Below are 22,987 nucleotides of genomic sequence, written 5' to 3' on the forward strand. Positions count from 1 at the left end.
AACTACTTCGATTTCAAGTCGATTTGAGCTTCCATAGATAAGCCAACACGTAAAGGGTGCTCAGTCAGTTCTTTCGGGTCAAGTTGGATACGCACAGGCAAGCGCTGTACGACCTTGATCCAGTTTCCTGTCGCATTTTGAGCAGGAATCAATGCAAAGGCAGAGCCCGTACCGCCTGAAAAGCCCAAGACTGTGCCATGAAATTCAACCGAATCCCCATATAAGTCTGAGGTTAAAATAGCCTTTTGACCTGGACGTACATTTTCAAGCTGACTTTCTTTAAAATTCGCATCGACATATAACTGTGAAATAGGAACCAACATCATGAGCACTGAACCCGGTGCCACACGTTGTCCAACTTGGATTTTCCGGCTTGTCACCACACCATCAAAAGGCGCTTTTATTTCTGTACGTTCTAGGTCTAACAAAGCTTGTTTTAATTTTGCTTGTGCCACTAAAACATCAGGCATCGAGTTTTCATTGCTACCCTGAATTAAGGCTTCATTGGCAGCCAAATTGCTTTGTGCCGCTTTTTGGCTCGACTTTGCTTGAGCTAAACCAGCCTGTGCCAAGTTATAGCCGGCTTGCGCATTATTAAATGTGGCTTGTGCAGTACTCAACTCTTCTTTGGAAATTGCCCCTGTTGCACTCAACTGCTGGCGACGGTTCAAGTCATCCTTTGCTTTATTTAGCTCAGCTTGGGCTTTAGCCACTTGCGCTTCGGCACTGTGAATGGCGTCATCACTCACAAAGACTTGCGAGTTTAAAGAGCTACTGTTGGCGGCACTTTGTTTATATTGGCGCTTTGCTTTAAGTAGTTCAGCTTGAGCTTGGGCTACAGCAATTTCAGCATCACGATGATCCACTAAAACCAGCACATCACCTTTTTTCACATTCTGAGTATCACTGACCAAGACTTTTTCAACTTGACCTGTCACCATAGAGGTAATGGATGCCGTTTCTGCACCCACATAAGCATTGTCTGTAGAAACTGAATGTTGAAAAAACAGTTTCCAAACCAAGTATAAAACGGCAGCAATAATCAGAATTAGAGCAACAAAAGTTAAACTTTTCTTCCGTTTTGCTTTCAGTGTTTGATCACTAATTTGATTGGCTGTATCAGTATCTGGCAGTGTATTTGAGGCATCTGTCATTGATTTTTCCTAAATCTAACAGACTTGGTCAGCCGGCATCATCCCTTCTAAAGGGACATCAGACAAAAAACTTGTCTGCATTGGTGTCGATGAGAAAGTCACTATAAAATTTGATGCATTTTACGATTAGATAATCATATTTTGAGAATATAATTTGTAACTGCACAGTCTTTTTTAGTTTTTAGCACCCAACTTCCTGCTGAGTGCTATAAATTTCACTTAATTATTAATCATTTAGTCATATAGACCTAATATGCATACGAAGCAATAGCTGTTGCAATCGCTCGATCTTCATCATTCACCATAGTCATACGCATCGTACAACCTTTACGCCCCAATCTCAGGGTTTCAGCACGTGCAATAAAATATTTTCCACGTCCCGGCGCAAGATAATCAACCCGCATATCTACTGTCGCTAAACGTGATACTTTTTTGATGGTATCTGCAATCGTGTCAGGTTCGGCTTTTTTATACAGCTCCCCCATCGCCACAATACCACCAACACTATCCAAAATCGTTGCAGCCACGCCACCATGTAAAATTTGGAACGCGACATTACCAATTAAGTAATCCTGCATATCTATATAGGCTTCAATCTGTCCATTGACTACACGCATGCTCATACTGTTGTGCTTAAAAAATGGCGATGCATTAAAAGCCTTGACCAATTGCTCAAAAACCACATCAATATCCACTTTCGCTCCTAAGTGTATGCTGCCCGTCCAGCTTTTTTCACCACTATTCATAACACCCTGCTTTAGCATGCAAACAATAAAAACCTATCCAAATCTGCCCAAAACCACCAGATAGGTCTACAATACTGACCTAGTTTAATACTGATTATCGAGATTTTTATGACCTATACGTTCAATCGTCCCGCGTTTCCCGCTACTCGCATGCGTCGTATTCGTAAAAATGAACATCTGCGCTCTATGGTCCGTGAGACTCATTTAACGCCAGATCATCTCATCTATCCAGTATTTGTCCTGCCAGGACAGAAGCAAACCCAAGATATTCCCAGTATGCCAAATATTCAGCGCTTATCTGCTGACTTACTTGTCAAAAAGGCGGAGCGTTTACTTGAACTTGGTGTATCGAAACTCGCACTATTTCCAGTAACTCCTCAAGAAGATAAAAGCCTCAGTGCCGAAGCAGCATGGTGTGAAGATGGTTTGGTTCAAAACACGCTACGTCTGCTCAAAAAAGAATTGCCTGAAATGGTGCTGATTACCGATGGTGCACTTGATCCATATACCACGCATGGTCAAGATGGCATTATTGATGAAACAGGTTATGTACTCAATGACGAAACCGTTGCGGCACTGATTAAACAAGGCTTAAGCCACGCGGAAGCGGGTGCTGATATTTTCGCACCCAGTGACATGATGGATGGTCGTATCGGTGCCATCCGTCAAGCCTTTGAAGCCAATGGCCATATCTACACCTCGATCATGGCCTATTCAGCAAAATATGCATCAAGCTTCTATGGTCCTTTCCGCGATGCAGTCGGTTCATCGAGCAACCTTAAAGGTGGCAATAAATACAACTATCAAATGGATGTCGGCAACCGCGCAGAAGCCCTACATGAAATCGCCCTTGATATTCAAGAGGGCGCGGATATGGTAATTGTCAAACCGGGTATGCCGTATTTGGACATTGTTCGTGAAGTCAAAGACACTTTTGGCGTCCCGACTTTCGTTTACCAAGTCAGTGGTGAATATGCCATGCTTGCCGCAGCCATTCAAAATGGTTGGTTATCGGACAGCGTGATTATTGAATCACTGATGAGTTGCCGCCGCGCAGGTGCCGATGGCATCTGGACCTATTTTGCAGAAGAAGCGGCACTCAAACTGAAAGACATGAAGTAAAAGAAATACACCAGAAGGATTGAGTTGCAATGCATATTGCCATTATTGGTGCAGGTATCAGTGGATTACTGACAGCGCTTGAGCTGATTGAACACGGTTGTTCAGTGGAGATTTTTGACCAACAACAAGCAGGACAAGCGGCCTCATGGGCAGGTGGAGGTATTCTCTCTCCGATGTACCCGTGGCGCTATCCACAAAGTGTCAATGACCTCGCCAAATATGGCAAAAGCATGTATCAAGCATGGAATGAAAAAATTAGCCCCGTTTCAGGGATAGATTTTGAAATCCATGAAACAGGTATGCTAATTTTTGACGAAGCTGATTTTGATATTGGTCTAAATTATAAAGAACAACATCAGGAACCGATGCAGCAGTGTGAACTTTTACAACGCACGCAACTGGAACAGATCAATCCACGTATTTCAACGCGCTTTCAACAAGCCATCCATTTTCCACAGTTAGCTAACGTCCGCAATCCCCGACTGCTCAAGTCGATTGTGGAATATCTCAAACAATTATCACAAGTCACTTTCCATGAGCAAGCATGGGTACATAGGTTTGACATAGTCAATCAGCAAGTTCAAGGGGTAAAAACTGCTGATGGTCAAAGTTATCATGCAGATCATGTGGTGATTGCAACAGGCGCATGGTCACAGCACTGGTCCGAACAACTCCAATGCAGCATTCCAGTGAACCCTGTACAAGGGCAAATGTTGCTGTTTAAAACCCCTGAAAACTGGCTCCCAACAATGTGTATGAATCAGGTCATGTATCTGATTCCACGTTTAGACGGTCATATCGTTTGTGGCTCAAGCATGGCGGATGTCGGTTTTGACCAACGCCCCTCCCTACAAACCCAACAAAATATTTATAAAGCCTGCTTGGACATGGTGCCAGAACTGGCTGATTTCCCAATTGTGAAGCATTGGGCAGGTCTACGCCCAAGTTCACCAACAGGCGTCCCTTATATCGGAGCATTTCCTGAAATTTCCAATCTTTGGGCAAACTTCGGCCACTATCGAAATGGTCTGTGTATGGGACCCGCATCTGCACGGCTACTGCGTGAGTTAATGTTAGAGCACCCATTAACTGTTGATGCGACTGCCTATACTCCAGAACGTTTAGCACATTTTGCGTGATGATGACTTCACCACAATCACGCTTTGGGCTGAATGAGATGAAGCAATGCTTCTTTTAAAGTCGGATACTTAAACTCAAAGCCTTGATTGCTCAGCGCTTGCGGACGGACAAACTGACCATTTAACACCAGTTGAGACTGCTCGCCTAAGAGCAATTTCAACACAAAAGCAGGCAAAGAAAGTAAAGGTTTACGTTTTAGAATTTGAGCTGCGGTTTGTGCAAACGCCGACTGGGTGACTTTTTCTGGACTGACGACATTAAAGACCTGCTCAGTCGTTTCATGTAGCATCAAAAACTCGATCGCTCGCAACACGTCTTGAATATGCACCCACACCACAGGTTGTCGTCCTGAACCAATTCGAGCACACAGATTCATTTTAATCGGAAACAACATTTGCGGCAGAATGCCCGCCCCGCGTCCAAAGACCACCCCCAAGCGGATGATTTTGGTATTTTGCGTTGTGTTTTGCCGAGCAGATTGCTCCCACTTTTGACATAACTCCGACATAAAAATCGACTGCGGTGGAGACTGTTCTGTACAACGTTCTGTCCATTGTTCAGTCGGGTCAATACCATAATAGCCCACCGCTGAGCCTGAAATAATGCATTTCGGTTGGATATTTCTTTTGGCTAGATACTGATAGAGTGTTGTCGTCATTTCAACACGACTGGCAATCAGCTTTTGTTTGCGGGCATCTGTCCAACGCCCTTGAGCAATACTTTCCCCCGCCAGATTTACCACATAATCAATTCGATCATGTTTCAATTCATCCAACGTTTGAATCCAGATTAAATGTGGATGTATTTTTGAAAGATTCTTCTGCCGACTTAAACCAATGACTTCATAATCTTTTTCTAATAAATAATTAAGCAAGTTTGAACCAATAAAACCACTCGCTCCTGTCACCAATACACGTTCTTTTTGCATAGCGTGATCTCAAATGATACTTTTCATCAGACTATAGCATTTAGAAGAAAGCTTTACGATTAAGCGACAATTTTTGCCGCCATACGTTCTGCTTGTTTGCCATAGAACCAATAGGTCAGCAAACAAAGTGGAATGGCAACCAGTAAAAACATAATTACGATAATCGCGACAAACTGTGGCTGTTGTAGATAAAGCATAAAGTTTTGTCCCACTTCAGCATCAGCTTGGGCAAAAATGAATAAACCAAGCAAGAGAAACGCCAAGTTATAGCCCCAAAATATCAGACTAAAACCCAAAGTAAATTTTTTACGTTCAGCTTGGGTCGGTGCACGGCGCTGTTGTTTAATAAATTTTTGGAGCACCCAAATCATAGCCACCAAATACGGTACAGCTGTTAATACACCGCCCAAACCTGTAGGTAGCAGTGCTGCTAACACACCGCATACGCAGCTAAAAATAAAACACAAGAAAAAAAACCAAAGAAAATATCGTGTTAGTGATACCATAGCGCTGCTTACAACCTAGCTAAAAACTCATTATAAAAAAAATTCAATTTTTTTTCATTTTCATGTCAACCAATTGAAGTTGAGTTGCGTTAAATAGGGTACAAGGTCGCAGCAACCGTCAAAATATTGTACCGGCATCCACAATACGTACGGTGACCTTTCCTAGAGCAATAAGATTGGCTCCAAATTTAAATGTTGTTAGCAGCCAACATTTAAACGTGAAGCAGTTTTCTTTGACCGACGATTTCATCATCACTCGAATCGTCGGTCTTTATTTTTTGGGCAACTGATTTTTTAGAACTTCCCCACCATCAACAGATGAGGAAGCAAAGAATAGATTAATAATACGTTAAATGTTGAACAGCAGACTCATCTTGAATAACGTAGCCATTTCGTCCTTGTTCTTTAGCCAAGTATAAATTTCGATCTACTTCTTTTAAGAAGGTCATTTTGTCATGATTAAACATAGGCACAATTGTCTTTACTCCTAGACTGACGGATAAACGCTGATCTAATGGCGATGAACTGTGACAAATATCGGCTGTCCGAATACTCTGCAAAATACGTTCTACAATTTCAATGGCAGCATCTTGCGATGTATCAGGTAAAACCAAAATAAACTCTTCCCCACCAAAACGTGCAACTAAATCACGTGGACGCGACACATTTTTTTTCAACAATTGTGCAATTTGTTTGAGGCATGCATCCCCCAAAATATGACCATTATAATCGTTGTACTGTTTAAAATAGTCGATGTCTAATAACATTAATGTCAGTGGTTTCTGCTCACGCTGCGCATTAAGCCACTCACGTTGATAGCAATCTTCAAAGAATCGACGGTTTGCAATACCCGTAAGGCCATCTTGATACGAATATTCTTCCAATTGCTTTTTCAGCGTTTCTAACTCTTGTTCCTGTCTTTTGCGCTCAGAAATATCGAACATGAATCCGACCAGACTGTCCACTTCCCCATCTGGCTTTCTAACCACGTGAACCACATCGCGGATCCAAATATACTCCCCGTTAATGGTCAGCGCACGGTAGTCTGCCTCATGGTCGACACCAGAAATCGACTGTGCCACGCAAAAATCAACCACCCATGCCCGGTCATTTTCATGCATACGCATTGCCCAGTCTTCAACAGTTCTCCATGAATCCTGTTTCCAACCTAATACTTTTTCAATTTGTGGGCCAATATAACTAAAAGTTTTGGTTTCCCAATCTATGCTCCAAGGAATAGCAAGTGTTGATTCAATCAGCGTCTTATACACCAGATCATTGACGATACGGGGCGAATTGAAAATAGAATCAGACATAGTTATTTTCTCCTTATACCCAGTCTTACTCGATAAATGATTTATTGTTTTTAACCTTTTTCATAAATCATTGTTATAAATTATTGAAATTGAATACTTAATCAATTTTTACATTTTTTTATGCATACGAAATGATATACAATTTCATTCAGATACATAATAGCTCATAAAAAGAACATTTTTTAATCATATTTAATCTTTTTACTATAGTGTTAATCAAACACATCCATCACTTTCCTTTTCACATAATAATCTCGCCATATCTCGGTGTCATGCGACTTATAACTATCAGCTCAATCATCTACGTCAAGGTTTGACGTAGAGCTGATGATTATCCTTCGAAAAAGTTTGATTTATGTTAGCTTATAGCTCTATTGCGTTTTGAGCTTGGGGCATCTATGGCTGTTCGTTTTTTTCATACATCGGATTGGCATCTGGGACAGTTCTTTTATAACCATTCCCGCCAGTATGAACATGAACAGTTTTTAGCATGGTTACTACAACAAATCAGTGAAAAACAACCGCATGCTTTACTTATTGCAGGAGACATTTTTGATGTCATCAATCCTGCATCCAGTGCACAGAAACAACTGTACCAGTTCTTAGCCGATGCGCATGCACGTGCCCCCCACATGCAAACGCTCATGATTGCAGGCAACCATGACTCAGGCTATCGCATTGAACAAGTTGAACCTTTACTGGCGAAATACAATGCCAAAGCAGTCGGTGTCATTCATAAAAATACTGAACAACAAATCGACCTTGAACATTTATTGGTGCCCATTTTAGATGAACAACAGAATATTGTGGCATGGTGTCTGAGCCTGCCCTTTTTACGCCCCGCTGAAATTACAGGCGTTAATGAACACACCACCAATAGCCAAAACGCGATTGCCTATTTGCATCAACAACTGATTGCCGAGGCCAAAGCCCGCAAAACAGCAGATCAAGCCCTGATTTTAATGTCTCATGCACATATGCAAGGTGGCGAAACCTCAGACTCTGAACGTCCGATTGTGATTGGTAATGAAGAAGCACTCTCAACAGCATTATTTGATGAAATCATTGACTATGTAGCACTCGGACATTTACATAAACCACAAAAAGTCAGTGAAGAGCATATCCGTTATAGCGGCTCCCCCATCCCCCTGTCATTTAGTGAAATTAACTACAAACATCAAGTTCTTGAAGTGACACTTGACCCTGTACAGAAAGATGCCTCACGTTTCCAGTTAAATGTACTCGCTATACCACGTAGTATTCAACTGCATAAAATACGGGGGGAGTTAAATGAGGTGCTGGACAAACTCAAAGCCTTACCAGCAGGTGAAATTGAGCTGATTGATCAACGTGAATATGTCGATATTGAATATCATACAGCTGTTCCGCCTCAGCCCAATTTAAGACAACAGTTTGAAGATGCACTGCCTAAAAATCGTTATCGTTTAGTCCGTATTTCACGTCAGTACTTAGCTACGGAGCAAGACCCCAATGCCCCCGCTAAAGTAAGTTTAGAACCACCCACACCAGAAAAACTGTTTCAGCAAATTTGGGAAAAACAGGGTTATCAGCATGATACCGCTGTGCTACAGGATTTTATGAGTTTAATGCGTGAAGCTGAACAATCCCTTGAAGATGGATACGAGGCTTAAAGGTTTACTATGAATATTGTTTCCATTCGAATAAAAAACCTTGCTTCACTTTCTGGCGAACACTTGATTGATTTTGAAAGTGATCCTTTAGCCAGTGCAGGGCTTATTGCCATTATAGGGAAAACAGGTGCAGGCAAATCTACCATTTTAGATGCAATGTGTTTGGCACTGTTTAACCGTATTCCACGCCTCAAAGACAGCGATGGAAAAATTCAAGATGTCGATGGCTCAGAACTACTCACCAATTCCCCACTGACCGTACTGCGTCGTGGTACCGCGCATGGTTATGCTGAACTTTGCTTTATTGCACAAGACCAAAAACGCTATATCGCTCGATGGGAATTGAAACGTTCACGAGAAAAAGCTGACGGGAAACTACAAAACGTACAGCGCTATTTAAAATGTGTCACCGATGGTGTCGTTGTTGCGGATAAAGCCAAAGCCGTCGATGAAAACATCAAACGTATTACCCAGTTGAGCTTTGAACAATTCACGCGCGCTGTTCTACTGGCACAATCCGAAGTTACTGCTTTTTTAAAAGCACGAGACAATGAGCGCGGCGAATTATTGGAATATCTCACCAATTCGGCTATTTTTGGCAAAATTGGACAACTGGCTTATGAGAAAACCAAACTGGTCGCGACTCAGCGCAAAGAGCTAGAAAATGTATTGGGTCATATTGAACTGTTAACCGATGAGCAAGTTGCAGAACTATCCGCACAATTCCAACATAGTGACCACAGCTATCAACAACTCGAAGCCCAAAAGTCACAACTGCAAAAACAACAGCAATGGTTTGAAAGCAAGCAGAAACTCGACAGTGAAATCATCATTAAACAACAACTGGTCGAAGCACAGTATAAGTTACAACAGGAATTAAACCCTGAGCGTGAACGCTTGGCTCGTTTAGAGATCTTCGCTGAAGTTCGACCTATGCTGTTCCAACAACAACAGCTACTTCAAACCAAACAACAACTGCTGCCCCGCCTGAAAAAACAACAACAGTTATTTGATCATTTACTCACGCAATTTGAGACTGAAAAAGCTCAATTCATGCAAGCTGAAACGGCAGTGAATGAACTACAACAGTTTGAAAGTACCCATCATGATGCATTGAATGATGTACGTAAATGTATTCAAGAACGTGATTTTATCGGGGCTGAGTTTAAGAAAGCTCAGGAAAAATTGCAGGCTTTAGAACAGTCTAAACTGCCCCTAACCCAGCAACAACAAAAGCTTGAACAGCAGATTCAGCACATTGAGCGTCAGCAAACCGAGTGTAAGCAGCAACTGGAAAGTTCACAACAGTTTACAAGCTTAGACCAAGGCCTCAGCGCCCATGTCCAACAACTCGAACAGTTTATTCAACAATACCAAAACATTGAATATCAACTCGGGCAACAAGCTCAAGTAGAACAGCAACTGTCAGCACAAAAGGTAAAATTACAACAGTCCATACAACAGTTTGGTCACATCGAAGAACTGGAAGTTAAAATTGCGCAAGCACAGCAGCAACGAGAGTTGAAGATCAATCAGCTCAGTCAAATTGAGCAAATTCAGCAAAAAGTTCAACAGTTTTTTGAATTGAAGACTGATATTGCACAACAGCAAGAACAGCTCAACAGTGCTCAAACTCAGCAACAAGCCTTACAACAGCATACGCTGCAAGCGGATCAGGCTTTTCAATCAACCAAAAGTGAACGCATCCAACTACAACAAGTTTTACAACAGCAACGGCTTTTACATGCTGAGAATGTTGAACATTTACGTGCTGAACTCCAAGAGGGCGAACCTTGTCTTGTCTGTGGAAGTACATCACATCCTTATAAAATGGAAGATACTGCGCTCTCCAAAGCCCTGTTTGAGCTTCAACAACAGCAGGAACAACAAGCAAACCAAAAAGAGCTCGAAAGCTTTCAAGCTTGGCAGCAAGCACAGCAACAACTCACCAAACTCAATGCAGAAATAGAACAACGCAAAACACTAATCCAGCAACTTTCTGAAAAAATCAGCCCATTACAAAGCGTGCTGATTGCACACGGTAAAACAGCAGATATTGCACTCGACCTGACACAAACAAAATCAGAAATAAACATGCAATTTGAGCAGATCATTCAGCAACATACGCTCGATCTACAGCAACTCAAACAGCAATCTGAGCAGTGCCAACATAATATTAAAACCCAGCAATACTGCATCCAAAACATTCAACAGACTGAACACTTGCTACACACAGCAAATAGTTTGCAAAACCAAGTTCAACACATTGCCCAGTATTTATCTGATGCTGAAAAAACAGTTTGGCAACAACAGACTAGCTTGGCTGCACAGCAACTGTTAGTACGTCTAAAGACTCGTGCACAGCAACTAGAACAACTGGAACAATGGCGTCAGCAACTCGATCAGACCAATCAACAGTTCAAGACCAATCAACAGAATCTTGATCACACGAGCCAACACATCAGAGAAACCGCTGAACGGCTTAGTGAGATCAAACAAAAAGGACAGCAGAATACAGAAATAGCCAATCAATTGATCCAACAGATGACAGGCTTAACGGGTATTAAAGCCAACGAATGGCTTATTCAACACGATCATCGGCGCCAACAGACACAAAGCCATTACCAACAGATCAAGCAACATTTTGAGCAATTACGTCATCAATTTGAGCAAGACAAAAGTCAGCTAGAACAACTTCAAGCACAATTACAGCAAAACCAAAGTAGTGCAGATGATGTGGAAAATACAATCCAGCACTGGCTCAAAGAACATCCTGAGTTTGAACTGCAAGACTTAAAAACGCTTGCTGAAATTAACCCTGCACAAGTGCAACAGATCCGTCAAAAATTACAGCATGCTGAACGCCTACTGAATGAAGCCGATGCTGCTTTGAAAACCATACAAGAACAATTGCAAGAACATCTCAAGTATCAACCTGAGATTGATCCACTACAGTTAGAGCAACACATGCAGGAGCATCAGTCTGCACTCAATAATCAACTTGAAATACGCGATCAGCTCAAACTGAAACTTGAGTTACATCAGCAAAATGTGGTGAAACAAAAACAATTTGTCGATCAAATTCAAAACATTCAACAAGAAGAACATCGTTGGGGGAAAATATCAGGTCTGATGGGCGATGCTACGGGCAAGAAATTCCGTGATTATGCGCAGCAATATAACCTTGATATTTTACTGGAACATGCGAACCAACAGCTCAACCAACTCTCACAGCGTTATACCTTAAAGCGTTTGGATCACTCGCTCAGTCTAGCTATTATTGATCATGACATGGATGGAGAAACCCGCTCCGTTGCATCACTCTCAGGAGGCGAGTCTTTCTTGACTGCCCTTGCCCTATCTCTTGCCATCGCCAATATGGCCTCGGGCTCAATGAAAATCGAATCGCTGTTCATTGATGAAGGCTTTGGGACTTTAGATGCATCATCGCTACACATGGTCATGAATGCTCTCGATCAACTACAAAACCAAGGCCGTAAGGTGGTGCTGATTTCACACATCCAAGAAATGCATGAACGTATTCCTGTCCAAATCCAAGTTAAAGCTCTAGGCGCAGGTGCCAGTACCATTGAGGTGGTGGGATAATTTCAACTTTTTTAATGATCAAAGTTTGATCTTTTTTTTAAGATACAGTTCCCTGCTAAAAATAATAGGAGCATCCTACTTAATGTAAGTGCTCCCACTAAACGCCATTTTCAATAGAGAAAGCAGAACGCCAACTTTTAATCCGCTGGGAATGCTTTTGGTGGTGGTGCATATTTAGATGCATCAGTTGCCTTGTCCACTGCCGTAGCAGACTCTAACGGATAAATGACTGTACCAATCACACCTGTGTTTTGGATTGAACCGTGGTCTGAGTTTGCCGCATAAGCATCTTCAGGTCGACTAAAGGTAAAAGATGCCACCGCGGAGTCGCTCTTACGGAAACCTTCAATGATCAGCTCACCCTGTGGACGAAGCACATAACCTGAGTTGCTACGAGATGCCGAACGCCCATTAATCACATCTAAACCATCTACACTGGCAACCACTTCAAAGGTGCTATTGCTATGGTTTTGGTATTTGAGTTGATAACTTTGTCCATCTTTGCCAGATAAATAATACTGCTGACCATCTCGAAATAAAGGCAGTGGACGCTGTGCATCATTTATAATTGAAAAACTGATTTTTCCGGCCGCCAAAGAAATACTATTCACCGCTTTGCCTGTATATGTTTTACTGGCATAGCGAACTTGTGATTCAGCAATTGGACTGCTGGATAAACGTTTTAAATTCACTTCTGTTACGTTTGAACGAAGCTCATCACCCCATTTCGTACCCAATTTTTCAGCTCGAGAAACCGTCGCGTTTAATGCTGTTGGTTCCGCTGTCACTTCCTCCATGTGAGTATTTGTACTACTACACGCTGCCAAAAATAAACTCAGCATCAGAGAGAGAAATAAATAAATTTTTTCCATTTTTGGTTTCATCCTAAATGCAGTTTTTATCATTGTCAGAGTGTCTGTTCCAATAACTCAGTAACTTAAATCTACAAGCAATTCAATCAGTTTAAATGAAGCCTATTTTTTCAGCAGCGTTTTAGTTTTATAAAATTGTAAGTTAAGTCTTCTCAGCATATTTGAATACCAAGAAGCTTTTTTGACCTTAATGCCTCAACAACTCAATGTCGTGAATAGTCTCTCGCCCCAAACAAAGCTGTTCCAACACGCACCATGGTTGAACCCGCAGCGATTGCCTCATTCATATCTGCCGACATCCCCATACTAAGCGTATCCCAGTCTTCTGGATGTGCATGCTGTGCTTTCACTTGCTCAAATAGCACTTTCGCCGCCGTAAAAGCCTGCACATTGTTTGGTGCTGGAATGACCATCAAACCACGCAGTTTGATGTGAGGCAACTGACTAATGCTTTGTACCAGCTCAGCAACCTCGTTAGGTTGACAGCCATCTTTGCTGTCCTGACCATCAATGTTAACCTGTAGACAAATATTTAAGGCTGCTTGGGTGGCAAGTCGCTGAGTCGATAACCGCTCAGCAATAATTAAACGATCTACCCCATGCACCCATGCAAATTTTTCAGCCAAATGTTTGGTTTTATTGCGTTGTACATGTCCTATAAAATGCCATTCAATATCTAAATCCTGTAACACCTCAATCTTCTGCAGAGCCTCTTGCAGATAGTTCTCACCAAAGGCACGTTGACCGCAAACGTACATGTCTCGTAACACTTCACTTGGATGTGTTTTCGAAACGGCTAAAAGCTGCACAGATTGCACATCACGCCCTGAAACCTCACAGGCCTGCTGAATTTGGGATAACACATGTTGACGTGAGTTTTGCAGGATATTCATTGACGAGGGTCTCATTTCAGTCATCTTTTTTGCTTTGCCTTTCAACAAACTGTTGGTTAAGTTGTTTGAAAGCCTTATTATTCTATCAAAATAATTAGCATTTATATGATCTCGGGGAAATTATGGATATCACAGAATTACTAGCCTTTGCTGCTAAGAACGGGGCGTCAGATTTACACTTATCTGCGGGTATGCCACCGATGATTCGTGTCGATGGTGAGGTTCGTCGAATTAATTTACCAGCTTTAGAACACAAAGAAGTGCATAAGTTGGTTTATGACATCATGAATGACAAACAACGTCGTGATTTTGAAGAATTATTAGAAACAGACTTTTCCTTTGAAGTCCCGGGCATTGCACGTTTCCGTGTGAATGCATTCAACCAAAACCGCGGTGCTGGTGCTGTATTCCGTACTATTCCATCCAAAGTTCTGACTATCGAAGACTTGGGTATGGGACAAATCTTTAAAGATATTTGTGAATTTCCGCGTGGTATCGTACTGGTAACAGGTCCGACTGGTTCGGGTAAATCAACTACACTGGCCGCTATGGTTGACTACATTAACGACAACCGTTATGACCATATTTTAACCGTTGAAGACCCCATCGAATTTGTGCACCAATCAAAAAAATGTCTCGTAAACCAACGTGAAGTGCACCGTGACACACATGGCTTTAATGAAGCACTACGTTCTGCTCTGCGTGAAGACCCTGATATTATTCTCGTAGGTGAGATGCGTGACCTTGAAACCATTCGTTTGGCACTCACAGCAGCTGAAACAGGTCACTTGGTCTTTGGTACATTACATACCACCTCTGCTGCAAAAACGATTGACCGTGTGATTGACGTATTCCCTGCTGAAGAAAAAGACATGGTTCGCGCCATGCTATCTGAATCGCTACAGGCCGTCATTTCTCAAACCTTACTCAAAAAAAATGGCGGTGGACGTGTTGCCGCGCATGAAATCATGATTGGTATTCCTGCCATTCGTAACTTAATTCGTGAAAACAAAGTGGCACAGATGTATTCTGCTATTCAGACTGGTGCAAACTACGGTATGACCACACTGGATCAAAGTTTGAAAAACTTAGTCACTAAAGGGGTGATTAGTCCACAGACCGCACGTACTGCTGCTAAACAACCTGAAACATTCTTATAAGAAAACAATGGATTTGGGGTAGAGATATGGATTTTAACGACTTACTCAATTATATGATTCAACAAAAAGCGTCAGATTTATTTATCACCGCTGATGTTGAACCTTCAATGAAAATTAACGGTCAAATTGTGCCTGTAGCTAAAGGCAAACTGACAGGTGATGTCGCAGGACAACTGCTGAACTCCATCATGAGCGAGAAGCAGCGTAAAGAATTTGCGGATACACGTGAGTGTAACTTCGCGATTATGAATCGTGATAAAACTGCGCGTTTTCGTGTCAGTGCCTTTCAACAACGTGATATGCCTGGTATGGTTTTGCGTCGAATTGAGACCAAGATTCCAACCATGGACGAGTTAAAACTTCCACCTGTACTCAAAGAACTAGCGATGACCAAACGTGGCATCATCATCTTTGTGGGTGCAACAGGTACAGGTAAATCAACCTCGTTGGCTTCAATTATTGGGTATCGTAACCAGAATTCGAAAGGTCATATCATTACCATTGAAGACCCGATTGAATTTATTCATGAACATGCAGGCTGTATCATTACCCAGCGTGAAGTCGGCATTGATACGGACTCTTTTGAAATCGCGCTGAAAAACACCTTGCGTCAGGCACCTGATGTGATCCTGATTGGTGAGATTCGTTCCCGTGAAACCATGGATTATGCAATTGCCTTCGCGGAAACAGGTCACTTGGTATTTGCAACACTGCACGCCAACAACGCCAACCAAGCCATCGACCGTATTATTCACTTCTTTGAAGCAGACCGTCATAGCCAATTGTTTATGGACTTATCTTTAAATCTTAAAGCGATGGTTGCTCAGCAGTTGATTCCAACACCTGACGGTAATTCACGTCGTGCTGCCATTGAAATTTTGATTAACTCACCGTTAATTTCCGATTTGATCCGTAAAGGCGAAATCCACGAAATTAAAGATTTGATGAAGCGTTCTCGTGAACTTGGTATGCAAACCTTTGACCAAGCCTTGTTTGATTTGTACAAAGCCAAGCAGATTACCTATAAAGATGCGCTGAAACACGCTGACTCACCAAACGACTTACGTTTACAAATCAAATTATCAGAAGAAGGCGGCGATCGTCTATTGCATGCCAGTGCAAATATCACGTTTGATGGACAAGCTTAATTTTATTCCTTCAAACTAAAAAAAGGGCTTCTCATGAAGCCCTTTTTTATATCTTAGATGAACATCTTACTTTTTACGTAGCGCGTCTTGGCATTCAGTAGCATCACAATAACCGTACAGGTTCAACGAGTGTCCCGTTAAAGTAAAGCCATGTTTTTCAGCAACTTCATGCTGCTCGTGCTCAATCACTTCATTCGTAAATTCAACCACTTTGTTGCAGTTTTGACACACAATATGATCATGATGATCATCTTGCATAATTTCAAAAACAGAGTGGTTATTTTCAAAGTGATGGCGCTGAATAATACCCGCTGCTTCAAATTGCGTTAACACGCGGTAAACAGTTGCTAAACCGACATCTTCACCTTGTTCAAGTAAAGTCTTATAAATATCTTCCGCACTTAAATGGTGTTGTTTTGAATTTTCTAATAGTTCTAATATTTTAATTCGTGGAAGTGTAACTTTAAGTCCAGCTTTGCGTAGATCTTGATTTGAAATTGGCATGTAAAAAGGTCTCTCAACAAATTTAAAGTTAGAATATGCAACAAAGTGTAGATGCAGTATGATCTATCCGTGGCTCAATTGCATCATAATTAATTTGGGATAGTGTAGCAAAATGCAAAAAATCATGTTGACGTTATTCGTCACTTCACTGCTCGCAGGTTGTTCGACCTTGGGCGTTTATAAAGTTGATATTCCTCAAGGTACACCATTAACTCAAGCACAAGCGTCAAAAATACAAGTTGGCATGAGCCATCAACAAGTTCGCTTTTTACTTGGCAGCCCTACGCTTTCAGATCCAATGAATCCACTACGTTGGGACTACATCTACAATTATACCCCAGGAACCTATGCTAAAAAAGCCAAGATTCCTGCTGCGCATGGGCAACACCTGCAAATCTACTTTGACTCAAATGGTATTGTCCAAAAAATTGAAGGCTTAGAAAGCATCCCTGAATCTCAGCCAGGCTTACCAGCATCGAAAGAAGCGATTCTAAACGCGCCCCCACTATAAAGCCTTATAATAAAAAAGAAACCCCTCAACTGAGGGGTTTTTCATATCACTTCGATTGTTTTAAGCGATTGCCTTTGGCAAAGCGCCCCACAGGGTTATTTTCTGCACGTATCCGACGAATATCTTTAGGATTAATGCTTAAAGCTCGATAAATTTCAACGCGATCCCCAGCTTGTAATATCTGCGCATGCTCTTTCAAACGAACACCAAAAATACCCAGTTGTAATGGCTCTGGTAATTCAACTTGAGAACAAATACCGCTCAATTGAATCGCATCCAATGCCGTCATCCCCTCAGCAAACGGAACCCGGAGATGAAACTGCTGGTTTGCTGTTGCATAAGCAACCCAGACGTAGTGAAGCTGGCTCATTAGATCAATTTTCCAAGCACAGCCACGATAGCCAATACAATAGAAACGGGTAAGATCACACGCACCGCAATACGCCAAATATTATAAAAAGCTTCATTGCTAAAGTTCATTGACTTACGTAAATGGCTAATTTTCATAATCCAACCAGCAAAAATGGCATAAATCAAACAAATCACTAAGCCCCAAAGCATCAGTAAGATGTTAAAAATCGGACCAGTCGCTGGAATCAACCAAACCAATGTCGCAGCCAGAAGTATCAACCATTGAATGACCACATTCAGTTGACGCTGTGCCAACTGTTCACGTGCCATCTGCAACAACACGGCCGCTGCTGCAACTGCAGTCAACGCAATGGCATACGCAGGTAATGCTGCTTGTACTGCAAAAAATGCAAAAGCAACCACAGCTAAAATTTGTGCAATCCAAATAGGTAGAACCGTCTTGCTTGCAGCATCTTGCTGTTGAACCTGTAGTAGGCTATTTTGCCAGTACAGACCGAGTCCTAAACCACTTGCCACTAATGCCAATACCGTTGCACTGCCCCATTCTGAGAATTCAACAGGCGTCACTTGCCATTCAGCCGCACTTACTCCAGAGACATTGGCTACGACTAATGAAACGATTACACCAATAGCCGTTAAGGCTAAAATTAGCTTCCGTGGTGCAAAAGACAAAGCGATGGCAACCACAGCCAAACCACCAAAAATCACGGGTGATATACTATCTGGCAGTGCATATTGATTCAGGAGCTGTGCAGCATTAGAGAGCATGCCACCTGCCAAGAAAGGAATAAAGACAACCGCAAGCCAACCCACAAGACGCCAAGTTTGTGATGCATCTGCATCACGGGTTAAACTTGATAATGCGTTTAATGCCGTAGTTTTTGAACGCTTTGCTAAGGCAATTTCTAAATAACACACAGGTAAAGCCAAGATCAGCATGGTAAATAACCAGAGCAACCAAAAGTCGAGCTGACGTTCAACCTGAATTCCCACCAAGGGTGCAAGTGTGGCAATGATAATAAATGATAAACAAAATGCCATCAGCGGCGATAACCATCGTGACATAGCATTGTCTTGCATGATGCGTTCCTTCAATAAGTCTTGCGCTATTTTGCCTTGCTCTCTTATGAAAATCAAAAACAAAAAGCAAACCACCAAAACTGATGATTTGCTGCGCTAAATATAATTAAAATTTATTGTTTTTATCCCTTGTTATGCTCACTTATGAAAAGAAGCGAGCAAACCAGTTTTTCCCTTTTTTCTTTTCTTTTTCTTTGATGATCCCCATCATGTTTTCTTTCACTGCCCCGACATAGTCAGCATCATCGTGTTGAATATGATTAATCAGCCATTTCGACAATACTTCATGCAACTCAGCTTCAATCGACTGTCCTAACTCAAAACGGTCACGATAAGATTCAATTTTTTTAATAAATAAATCATGCACACGCTTATGTGGTACACGGTATTTATAACCCGCCTCTTCTTGAAGAGATTCTTCAAAAGTAAAATGAGATTGTGTGTAATCAATAATATTTTCTAGAATTTGCTTTACACGTGCACGATCAGTATCAACATCAATTGCTTCAATTTCATTAATGTAATCTAAAATACGACGGTGCTGATCGTCAATCACATCGATACCAGTATTATATTCTGGAACCCACTTCATTATCATTCCGACCACCCAATAAAAATTAATAGATTAATTACATGAATTAATCATATCGGTTAGTGATGAAAATAAAAGTGAATCAATTTAGTAGGGTTTCTGATATTAGCATCATATTCAACATAAGTGATTATTTTATATGAAAATATTAATTTAAACCCGAGCAAAAGAATAAGTTATTTTTTAACCAATTTATTATTTTTAATACACAAAAAATAATAAAAACATGCTTAACATTATTATCAGCATGCTTTTATATTTTATCTATTTTGGAATAATTTAATATTGATCTGCTTTGGTCACTCTTTTTAATGATGGGTCTTTAGCTTCCCGGACTAAGCGTTCTACATGCGTCATTTCATGCCGTATCGCTTTGCCATATTGAAATAAAATCATTTCCCCTGGTGCAAAGGCCGTCCATGCTTCATTTTGAGTTAAAGGCTCTGTAGTAATCACAGCGACTCGATCCTCTGCAGTAGTGACTTGACTAAAATCCACTTCAACATCAAGGTCAATCAGCTGCGCAGGTTTAAATGGGTACTCTCGCACCAACCAATGCAGTTTGGTAATAGCGTAACTAAAAAGTGCCTGCCCATTAGACAAACAAAAATTGAACGTACCATGTTCCGCAATCCGTGGAGAAATATCGGTTAATAAATCAAAAACTTGATCTAAACTTGGCTCAACATAACCAAATTTGTTCACTAACTGATCTAGCAAATAACAAAATGCACGTTCACTGTCAGTATTCCCCACAGGGGTAAAACGTCCTGACAGTACAGGATCAAAGTCATGCAAATCGCCATTATGCGCAAAAATCCACTGTCGCCCCCATAGCTCACGGCTAAATGGATGTGAGTTTTCTAAGTTAATTTTTCCCTGCGTCGCTTTGCGGATATGGGCAATCACATTGCGTGATTTGATCGGATAGTTCCGAATTAATTCAGCAATCGGTGACTCAACTGCAGATTGATTATCAACAAACAAACGACAGGCTTTATTCTCAAAAAAAGCAATTCCAAAACCATCACAATGATCTGAGGTAATCCCCGCCCGCTGCGAAAAGCCTCGAAATGAAAAGGTAATATCAGTCGGTGTTGCACAATTCATTCCGAGCAGTTGGCACATAATCTTGATCTTATTTCAAACATATTTATTTATGATGGTTTTATTGTGCATGAGTCCTGACTGGCTTGCAATTCACAATGCTTCATAACCCGAACACATTCGGGCATAAAACCATTTTTATAAAACGTATAGGCTTAAAAAAAGCCTCCGAGGAGGCTTTCAAAATACTTAGTGTTTACTGCGGTTGGTAATCAATGTACCCACACCATGATCGGTGAAAATCTCCAACAGTGTTGCATGTGGCACACGACCATCCACAATATGCGCGCTCACCACACCGCCTTTCACCGCATCTAGCGCACAACCCACTTTCGGAATCATCCCGCCATAAATCACGCCCGTTTCAATAAGACGGTCAACTTCTTGGGTGGTAAGTCCTGTCAGCAGATTTTTATTTTCGTCTAGAACGCCTGAAATATTGGTCAACAAAATCAGCTTTTCAGCACCAAGGGCTTCAGCTACTTTTCCAGCCACCAAATCTGCGTTGATGTTGTAGGTATTGCCCTCTTCATCCACACCTAAGGGTGCAATCACAGGAATAAAATCACCACTGCTAAACATCTCCAATACATCAGTTTTAACACTGGTCACTTCACCGACTAGGCCAAGATCAATTTTTTGTACTGTGCCATCTTCCGCAGTTTTTTCCATCAGTAACTTTTGTGCACGCAATAAATTACCATCTTTACCCGTTAAACCAATGGCACGACCGCCATGTTGGTTAATCAAGTTCACGATAGATTTATTCACACTACCACCCAGCACCATTTCAACCACTTCCATGGTCGCTGGATCAGTCACACGCATGCCATCAATACGGTCAGACTCACGTCCCAACTGCTTTAAAAACGAGTCGACTTGTGGACCTCCGCCATGGACTACAATTGGGTTCAATCCAACGGTTTTTAACAAAACGATGTCACGTGCAAACGAGCTCTCAAGCTCAGGATCGGTCATTGCATTGCCACCATACTTTACAACTAGCGTTTTTCCAGCAAAACGTTGAATGTACGGCAAAGCTTCAGTCAGAACCTGTGCTTTGTCGAGGCCAGTATGTTGATGTGGCATGTGCCTCTCCTTAATGGGCGTCTAATATGTCTTGTGCAATCTGCGGATAATCTGCCGTCAGCATGTGCACAAAGCTATGGCGAATTTGATTGAGCCGCTGATCACTGTCCGCGTCGAAACGCACGGTAAAATACTCGCCCGTATTCGATGCTCGAATAATGCCAAATCCGTCCTCAAAATCAAGTCTTACACCATCAATTTTACTCATTTCTGCTTGAAAGTGCTGACTTTGTTTTTCTACATTCGCTAAAACCAGCGCAGGTGAAATTTGATGGGTACTGATATAAATATCTTCAGTACTCGAACGTTCTGGGTAATCTGCCAGTGCTTCTGATAAAGTTAGCTGATGTAAATTTAAATATTCCAATACTCGTAGTGCAGCATACAAACCATCGTCATAACCGAAACCACGCCCATCATTAAACACATAATGCCCAGCATACTCACCGCCAAAGATAGCTTGTCCTTTAGACTGCGCCAAATACTTACGTAGAAATGAACTACCTGTGCGAATCATTTTGGGAGTTCCCTGATGAGCCAGTACTGTGTTGCGAACCATCGTGGAGCATTTCACATCGAACACGACTTCATGCTCGGGATGTTGAGACAAACACATTTGCGCAAACAGTGACAGTAACCGATCAGCTGAAATAATCACTCCGTTTTCATCAATTAAAACAACACGGTCTCCATCTCCATCAAAGGCAATACCGATATCCGCATGCTGCTGTTGCACGGCGTGGCGTAGCAGGTCTAGATGTTTGGCTTGAGATGGATCAGGGGCATGTTCAGGAAATTCACCATTGGCCTCACAGCGTAACGGGTGAACCACACAACCTAACTTTTTTAGAACCAAGACTGCACAGCGCCCCGCAGATCCGTGTAGCCCATCTACCACCACCTTAAATGGTCGAGCTTGGGGCTGCAGTTGGATATCACTCAATAATGCATCTTGATAAGCTAAACAATATTCAGGCACGACCTCATGTGGCAACATCTGCCAGTTCATTTCTGCATGACGATCCAAGCACGCATTTGTATCGTATGCCACTTGCTGAATTGTTTCAGGTAAAGGAGGTTCACTCTGCACAATCCATTTAATACCATTATCCGACTTCGGGTTATGGCTGGCTGTCACCATAATGCCATTGCCGTCAAACTGACGCGCTGCAAAATACAATACAGGGCTGGCGCAACAGCCTATATCATGTGCTTCTAGCCCCTGTTTAATACATTCTTGATAAATAATTTCTGCAAATGCGGGACTGCTTAGCCTAGCATCATAACCAATCGCTAAACGGGTTTGGCCAGCATTTAAATATTGCATCGCTAGCGCCTGCGCAATGGCACGAATCAACTCAGCACTCATGACATCCAATTTGCCACGAATATCATAGGCGCGGAAAATATGTGCAGGGAAATTCGGCTGATAATGCATAGTTCTAACTTCTAATCTGTTCATTTCGAGCAGCTCATTTTCAACTGCCCT

The 22,987-nt window shown here is 41.8% G+C and carries 21 protein-coding genes; 7 read left to right on the forward strand and 14 right to left on the reverse strand.

From position 1 onward, the window contains the following. Nucleotides 1-2: 2 nt before the first annotated feature. Nucleotides 3-1,154 carry an efflux RND transporter periplasmic adaptor subunit gene (locus B9T36_RS03695; protein ID WP_086208186.1) on the reverse strand — a complete coding sequence of 384 codons (1,152 nt, stop codon included), beginning with the start codon at nucleotides 1,152-1,154 and terminating at the stop codon, nucleotides 3-5. A gap of 248 nt (nucleotides 1,155-1,402) precedes the next feature. Beyond that, a complete protein-coding gene (locus tag B9T36_RS03700) occupies nucleotides 1,403-1,900 on the reverse strand; it encodes a thioesterase family protein (RefSeq protein ID WP_086208187.1) in 498 nt (165 codons plus the stop codon). Nucleotides 1,901-2,008: 108 nt separating this feature from the next. On the opposite strand from B9T36_RS03700, the gene hemB reads away from it, so the two are divergent. Beyond that, on the forward strand, nucleotides 2,009-3,022 hold the full coding sequence (hemB, locus tag B9T36_RS03705; protein WP_086208188.1) for a porphobilinogen synthase: 1,014 nt from the start codon (nucleotides 2,009-2,011) through the stop codon (nucleotides 3,020-3,022). Nucleotides 3,023-3,051: 29 nt separating this feature from the next. Then, nucleotides 3,052-4,161, forward strand: coding sequence for a glycine oxidase ThiO (gene thiO, locus B9T36_RS03710; RefSeq protein WP_086208189.1), 1,110 nt, complete (start codon nucleotides 3,052-3,054; stop codon nucleotides 4,159-4,161). Nucleotides 4,162-4,178: 17 nt separating this feature from the next. Here thiO and B9T36_RS03715 read toward each other — a convergent pair whose 3' ends face one another. From B9T36_RS03715 to B9T36_RS03725, 3 genes are all read right to left on the reverse strand, one after another. Then, nucleotides 4,179-5,090: a TIGR01777 family oxidoreductase gene (locus B9T36_RS03715; protein WP_086208190.1), complete on the reverse strand. Its 912-nt coding sequence runs from the start codon at nucleotides 5,088-5,090 to the stop codon at nucleotides 4,179-4,181. Between the two features lie 59 nt (nucleotides 5,091-5,149). Beyond that, nucleotides 5,150-5,596, reverse strand: a complete 447-nt coding sequence (locus tag B9T36_RS03720; RefSeq protein WP_086208191.1) for an ABZJ_00895 family protein — start codon at nucleotides 5,594-5,596, stop codon at nucleotides 5,150-5,152. 338 nt (nucleotides 5,597-5,934) lie between these two features. Continuing rightward, a complete protein-coding gene (locus tag B9T36_RS03725; protein WP_086208192.1) occupies nucleotides 5,935-6,912 on the reverse strand; it encodes a GGDEF domain-containing protein in 978 nt (325 codons plus the stop codon). Nucleotides 6,913-7,310: 398 nt separating this feature from the next. On the opposite strand from B9T36_RS03725, the gene B9T36_RS03730 reads away from it, so the two are divergent. Both B9T36_RS03730 and B9T36_RS03735 read left to right on the forward strand, forming a co-directional pair. Next, complete coding sequence (locus tag B9T36_RS03730) at nucleotides 7,311-8,564, forward strand: exonuclease SbcCD subunit D C-terminal domain-containing protein (RefSeq protein WP_086208193.1); 1,254 nt, start codon at nucleotides 7,311-7,313, stop codon at nucleotides 8,562-8,564. A gap of 9 nt (nucleotides 8,565-8,573) precedes the next feature. Beyond that, the gene (locus tag B9T36_RS03735; RefSeq protein WP_086208194.1) at nucleotides 8,574-12,170 is read left to right on the forward strand and encodes an AAA family ATPase; all 3,597 of its coding nucleotides are present in this window, start codon (nucleotides 8,574-8,576) and stop codon (nucleotides 12,168-12,170) included. A gap of 137 nt (nucleotides 12,171-12,307) precedes the next feature. On the opposite strand, the gene B9T36_RS03740 is transcribed toward B9T36_RS03735, so the two are convergent. Next, nucleotides 12,308-13,042, reverse strand: a complete 735-nt coding sequence (locus B9T36_RS03740; RefSeq protein WP_086208195.1) for a hypothetical protein — start codon at nucleotides 13,040-13,042, stop codon at nucleotides 12,308-12,310. Between the two features lie 203 nt (nucleotides 13,043-13,245). After that, nucleotides 13,246-13,935, reverse strand: coding sequence for a YggS family pyridoxal phosphate-dependent enzyme (locus B9T36_RS03745; RefSeq protein WP_086208196.1), 690 nt, complete (start codon nucleotides 13,933-13,935; stop codon nucleotides 13,246-13,248). Between the two features lie 122 nt (nucleotides 13,936-14,057). Between B9T36_RS03745 and B9T36_RS03750 the strand changes: the two genes are divergently transcribed. Together B9T36_RS03750 and B9T36_RS03755 are read left to right on the forward strand one after the other, a co-directional pair. Next, the gene (locus B9T36_RS03750; protein ID WP_086208197.1) at nucleotides 14,058-15,095 is read left to right on the forward strand and encodes a type IV pilus twitching motility protein PilT; all 1,038 of its coding nucleotides are present in this window, start codon (nucleotides 14,058-14,060) and stop codon (nucleotides 15,093-15,095) included. 26 nt (nucleotides 15,096-15,121) lie between these two features. Continuing rightward, nucleotides 15,122-16,243, forward strand: a complete 1,122-nt coding sequence (locus tag B9T36_RS03755) for a PilT/PilU family type 4a pilus ATPase (protein WP_086208198.1) — start codon at nucleotides 15,122-15,124, stop codon at nucleotides 16,241-16,243. A gap of 66 nt (nucleotides 16,244-16,309) precedes the next feature. On the opposite strand, the gene fur is transcribed toward B9T36_RS03755, so the two are convergent. Then, nucleotides 16,310-16,747, reverse strand: a complete 438-nt coding sequence (gene fur / locus B9T36_RS03760) for a ferric iron uptake transcriptional regulator (RefSeq protein WP_086208199.1) — start codon at nucleotides 16,745-16,747, stop codon at nucleotides 16,310-16,312. A gap of 112 nt (nucleotides 16,748-16,859) precedes the next feature. Here fur and B9T36_RS03765 point away from each other — a divergent pair, with 112 nt between their 5' ends. Next, on the forward strand, nucleotides 16,860-17,258 hold the full coding sequence (locus tag B9T36_RS03765) for an outer membrane protein assembly factor BamE (RefSeq protein ID WP_086208200.1): 399 nt from the start codon (nucleotides 16,860-16,862) through the stop codon (nucleotides 17,256-17,258). A gap of 46 nt (nucleotides 17,259-17,304) precedes the next feature. Here the strand turns inward: B9T36_RS03765 and B9T36_RS03770 are convergent, their stop codons facing one another. The 6 genes from B9T36_RS03770 to B9T36_RS03795 form a co-directional block, all read right to left on the reverse strand. Next, on the reverse strand, nucleotides 17,305-17,628 hold the full coding sequence (locus tag B9T36_RS03770; RefSeq protein ID WP_086208201.1) for an RnfH family protein: 324 nt from the start codon (nucleotides 17,626-17,628) through the stop codon (nucleotides 17,305-17,307). Continuing rightward, nucleotides 17,628-18,710: a hypothetical protein gene (locus B9T36_RS03775; protein WP_086208202.1), complete on the reverse strand. Its 1,083-nt coding sequence runs from the start codon at nucleotides 18,708-18,710 to the stop codon at nucleotides 17,628-17,630. Before B9T36_RS03775 ends, B9T36_RS03770 begins: the two co-directional genes overlap by 1 nt. Nucleotides 18,711-18,852: 142 nt before the next feature. Next, nucleotides 18,853-19,308, reverse strand: a complete 456-nt coding sequence (locus tag B9T36_RS03780) for a bacteriohemerythrin (RefSeq protein WP_086208203.1) — start codon at nucleotides 19,306-19,308, stop codon at nucleotides 18,853-18,855. A gap of 273 nt (nucleotides 19,309-19,581) precedes the next feature. Then, nucleotides 19,582-20,430, reverse strand: a complete 849-nt coding sequence (locus B9T36_RS03785) for a class II glutamine amidotransferase (RefSeq protein ID WP_086208204.1) — start codon at nucleotides 20,428-20,430, stop codon at nucleotides 19,582-19,584. Nucleotides 20,431-20,598: 168 nt separating this feature from the next. After that, nucleotides 20,599-21,498 (reverse strand): acetylglutamate kinase, encoded by a 900-nt coding sequence (gene argB, locus B9T36_RS03790; protein WP_086208205.1) that lies wholly within the window; start codon nucleotides 21,496-21,498, stop codon nucleotides 20,599-20,601. Between the two features lie 10 nt (nucleotides 21,499-21,508). Further along, complete coding sequence (locus tag B9T36_RS03795; RefSeq protein WP_086208206.1) at nucleotides 21,509-22,936, reverse strand: phosphomannomutase/phosphoglucomutase; 1,428 nt, start codon at nucleotides 22,934-22,936, stop codon at nucleotides 21,509-21,511. Nucleotides 22,937-22,987: the final 51 nt, after the last annotated feature.

This window comes from Acinetobacter sp. ANC 4204, from assembly GCF_002135205.1.
Lineage (GTDB): Bacteria > Pseudomonadota > Gammaproteobacteria > Pseudomonadales > Moraxellaceae > Acinetobacter.